This is a genomic window from Avibacterium endocarditidis, from assembly GCF_002921145.1.
Lineage (GTDB): Bacteria > Pseudomonadota > Gammaproteobacteria > Enterobacterales > Pasteurellaceae > Avibacterium > Avibacterium endocarditidis.
The window spans coordinates 1-3,412 of sequence record NZ_PQVI01000048.1 but is presented as its reverse complement, the minus strand read 5'-3'; the positions used below and the strand labels follow the sequence as shown (position 1 = coordinate 3,412).

At 41.9% G+C, this 3,412-nt stretch carries 3 protein-coding genes and 1 pseudogene; all 4 read right to left on the bottom strand.

Features of this window, described 5'->3' with window-relative positions:
- Window positions 1-16: 16 nt before the first annotated feature.
- Window positions 17-1,348 (bottom strand): ATP-dependent protease ATPase subunit HslU, encoded by a 1,332-nt coding sequence (gene hslU, locus C3Z13_RS04140; protein ID WP_103855084.1) that lies wholly within the window; start codon window positions 1,346-1,348, stop codon window positions 17-19.
- A gap of 44 nt (window positions 1,349-1,392) precedes the next feature.
- Window positions 1,393-1,704, bottom strand: coding sequence for a DMT family transporter (locus C3Z13_RS04135; RefSeq protein ID WP_281258770.1), 312 nt, complete (start codon window positions 1,702-1,704; stop codon window positions 1,393-1,395).
- A 23-nt stretch (window positions 1,705-1,727) separates the two neighbouring features.
- Window positions 1,728-2,252 carry an ATP-dependent protease subunit HslV gene (hslV, locus tag C3Z13_RS04130; protein ID WP_017805350.1) on the bottom strand — a complete coding sequence of 175 codons (525 nt, stop codon included), beginning with the start codon at window positions 2,250-2,252 and terminating at the stop codon, window positions 1,728-1,730.
- A gap of 163 nt (window positions 2,253-2,415) precedes the next feature.
- Window positions 2,416-3,284 (bottom strand): annotated as a pseudogene (gene ubiA, locus C3Z13_RS04125) (4-hydroxybenzoate octaprenyltransferase).
- Window positions 3,285-3,412: the final 128 nt, after the last annotated feature.

Below are 3,412 nucleotides of genomic sequence, written 5' to 3'. Positions count from 1 at the left end.
TTATAACATCAATGTCTTACAGAATAAAACGACTTAAATCTTCGTTTTCTACCACTTCGCCGAGGGCATCTGCAACGTAAGCGCCATCAATGGTAACTTGTTCGCCGTTCATATCGCTGGCGTTGAAGGAAATTTTATCCATTAAACGCTCCATTACCGTATGCAAACGGCGCGCGCCGATGTTTTCAGTTTTCTCATTGACACGGAAAGCGGCTTCAGCAATTTTCTTAATTGCATCTTGGGTGAAAGTAATATTCACGCCTTCTGTTGCCATTAAGGCTTTGTACTGCTCGGTTAAAGAGGCGTTTGGCTCAGTAAGGATTCTCTCAAAATCTTCCGCGGTGAGAGCGGAAAGTTCAACGCGAATTGGCAAACGCCCTTGTAATTCAGGAATTAAATCAGAAGGACGCGCCACTTGGAATGCACCTGAGGCAATAAACAAGATATGATCGGTTTTCACCATTCCGTGTTTAGTACTAACGGTTGAACCTTCCACTAATGGCAATAAATCACGTTGCACGCCCTCGCGTGAAACATCAGCACCACTGTATTCGCCTTTTTTACAGATTTTGTCAATCTCATCAATAAAGACAATGCCGTTTTGCTCTACTGCATCAATAGCTTTTTGTTTAAGTTCTTCAGGATTAATTAATTTCGCTGCTTCATCATCAACTAAGGCTTTGAGCGCATCTTTAATTTTCATTTTGCGGGTTTTGGTTTTGCCACTAGAAAGATTTTGGAACATTGACTGCAACTGGCTCGTCATTTCTTCCATTCCCGGTGGTGCCATAATTTCCACGCCCATTGATGGGGCGGCTACATCAATATCAATTTCGCGATCATCAAGTTGTCCTTCACGCAATTTTTTGCGAAACACTTGACGAGTGCTGCTATTGGTATCGTGATTTTCCACTTCACCCCATTGATTTTTAGCTGGTGGCAATAAGGCATCTAAAATGCGATCTTCTGCGGCTTCTTCCGCACGGAAACGATTCTTTTCAATTTCCGTTTGGCGCACTAATTTCATCGCACTATCGGTTAAATCACGAATAATGGAATCCACCTCTTTACCCACATAACCCACTTCGGTAAATTTGGTGGCTTCCACTTTGATGAAAGGTGCATTGGCTAATTTCGCTAAACGGCGCGCAATTTCTGTTTTACCCACCCCAGTCGGCCCGATCATTAAGATATTTTTAGGGGTAACTTCATGGCGTAATGGCTCTTGTAATTGCATTCTACGCCAGCGGTTACGCAGGGCGATAGCCACCGCTCTTTTTGCATCGGCCTGACCGATAATATGTTGATCTAATTCAGAAACAATTTCACGAGGTGTCATTTCAGACATAATGTAATCCTTTTTTCTAAACCATTTATACAAAATAAATGGGATTAATGTGATGTTAATTTTAACACGATAACACCACCTACAATCATCATTGCCCCTAATGCTCGCCAAAATGTGAGTGCATCATCATAAAACAGCACGCCAACAATAAAAGCACCAGCAGCACCAATTCCTGTCCATACGGCATAGGCGGTTCCCATTGGTATGGTTCGCTGTGCAAGGTAAAGCAATGTGCCACTGCCGATCATAAAAATAATCGCAAGCAGTGATCCCAACAGTGCCTTGTTAGGCTGGGTGGCAATTTTCAAGCCAATTGGCCAGCCAATTTCACGCAAGCCTGCACAAACTAAATAAATCCAAGCTATTTTAAATCTACGCGTTATGGCAATTCTTCAATGGTGAAATTTGTGTTGGTATAAACGCAAATATCCCCTGCAATTTTGAGTGATTTTTCTACGATTTCACGGGCTGAAAGATCAGTATTTTGCACTAACGCGCGTGCCGCAGACATTGCATAGTTGCCGCCCGAACCAATGGCCAAAATTTGATCTTCTTCAGGCTGTACCACATCACCAATTCCGGTAATGATCAGGCTTTCTTTCTCATCTGCCACAATCAACATTGCTTCAAGTTTACGCAACGCACGATCGGTACGCCAATCTTTAGCTAATTCCACCGCACTTTTAAGCAAATGCCCTTGGTGCATTTCCAGCTTACGTTCAAATAATTCAAACAGAGTGAACGCATCTGCGGTGCCGCCAGCAAAACCAGCCAACACTTTATTGTTATATAAACGGCGCACCTTGCGCGCATTACCTTTCATTACTGTGTTGCCAAGGGAAACCTGACCGTCTCCGCCCACAACCACCTTGCCATTACGGCGTACACTTACGATCGTTGTCATAGAAGTTCCTTTTATTTTGGATAAAATTATCAGAGATATGGGGATAAAAAAGACAATTTCAAGTAGAAATAAGCAGATTATTTTTTGATAACCAAATTGTGCCGTTCATTTAGAGTAAAAACAGCGGAAAAAATCGCCTTTAATGGCTTAATTTTGCTCCAAATTAGGCAAGAAAAATGCCTGCAAGAAAAGCGATAAACACGCCCATTCCCACATAATTATTATTTAAAAAGGCTTTGAAACAGTCTTCACGGCGGCGATGGCGAGTGAGTTTACATTGATAAACGAAAAGCAATGCGGTAAGTGCAAGTAAAATAAAATAACTATAATGCAAATGGGATTGGTAACCGATGAGAACGAGCAATCCTAGGGCAATAAATTGCAATAAGGCGATGATTTTATTGTCATATTGCGCAAACAAAATGGCGGTGGATTTCACCCCGATGCGCAAATCATCATCACGATCCACCATCGCATACTGCGTGTCATAAGCCACTGTCCAGGCTAAATTCGCCACAAATAGCAGCCAACATTCTAAGGGCAGTTGTGCGATTAACGCTCCATAAGCCATAGGAATAGACCAACCAAAGGCCGCGCCTAAGAAAAATTGCGGAAGGTGGGTATAGCGTTTCATAAAGGGATAAATAAAGGCTAACAGCACCGCAATAAAAGACAAGCCAATGGCGTAATAATTCAGAAATAGCACCAGAATAAAGGCGCAGAATATCAGCCCTGCAAAAAAGTAATTTGGCTTCTTTTTTCGCTGACTTTTCCCGTTGCTAAAGGACGCTGTGAAGTGCGTTTTACTTTGCCGTCAATGTGGCGATCCGCATAATCATTAATCACGCAACCTGCTGCACGCATAATGATTACGCCGAGTACAAATACTATTAGCACCGAAATAGGCGGAAAATTTTTCTCTGCCAAAAACAATGCCCAAAGCGTTGGCCACAATAACAATAATGTGCCAATGGGTTTGTCAAAACGCATTAATTGCGCGTAAGCAGTGAGTTTTTCCGAAAGTTGAGGCATAGTCCTAAATCAGCTAAATCAAAAGTGCGGTTATTTTACTTGAAAAAATCGCAAAGGTCTTGAACAAATTGATCTATGTCAATAAGATAGCGCATTATTTCACGCATAAATAAAAATAAGGAAAAAAA

What these genes read in the sequence shown, in the direction of transcription:
- hslU (WP_103855084.1), bottom strand. Translation starts at nt 1,348, where the DNA reads ATGTCTGAAATGACACCTCGTGAAATTGTTTCTGAATTAGATCAACAT.
- hslV (WP_017805350.1), bottom strand. Translation starts at nt 2,252, where the DNA reads ATGACAACGATCGTAAGTGTACGCCGTAATGGCAAGGTGGTTGTGGGC.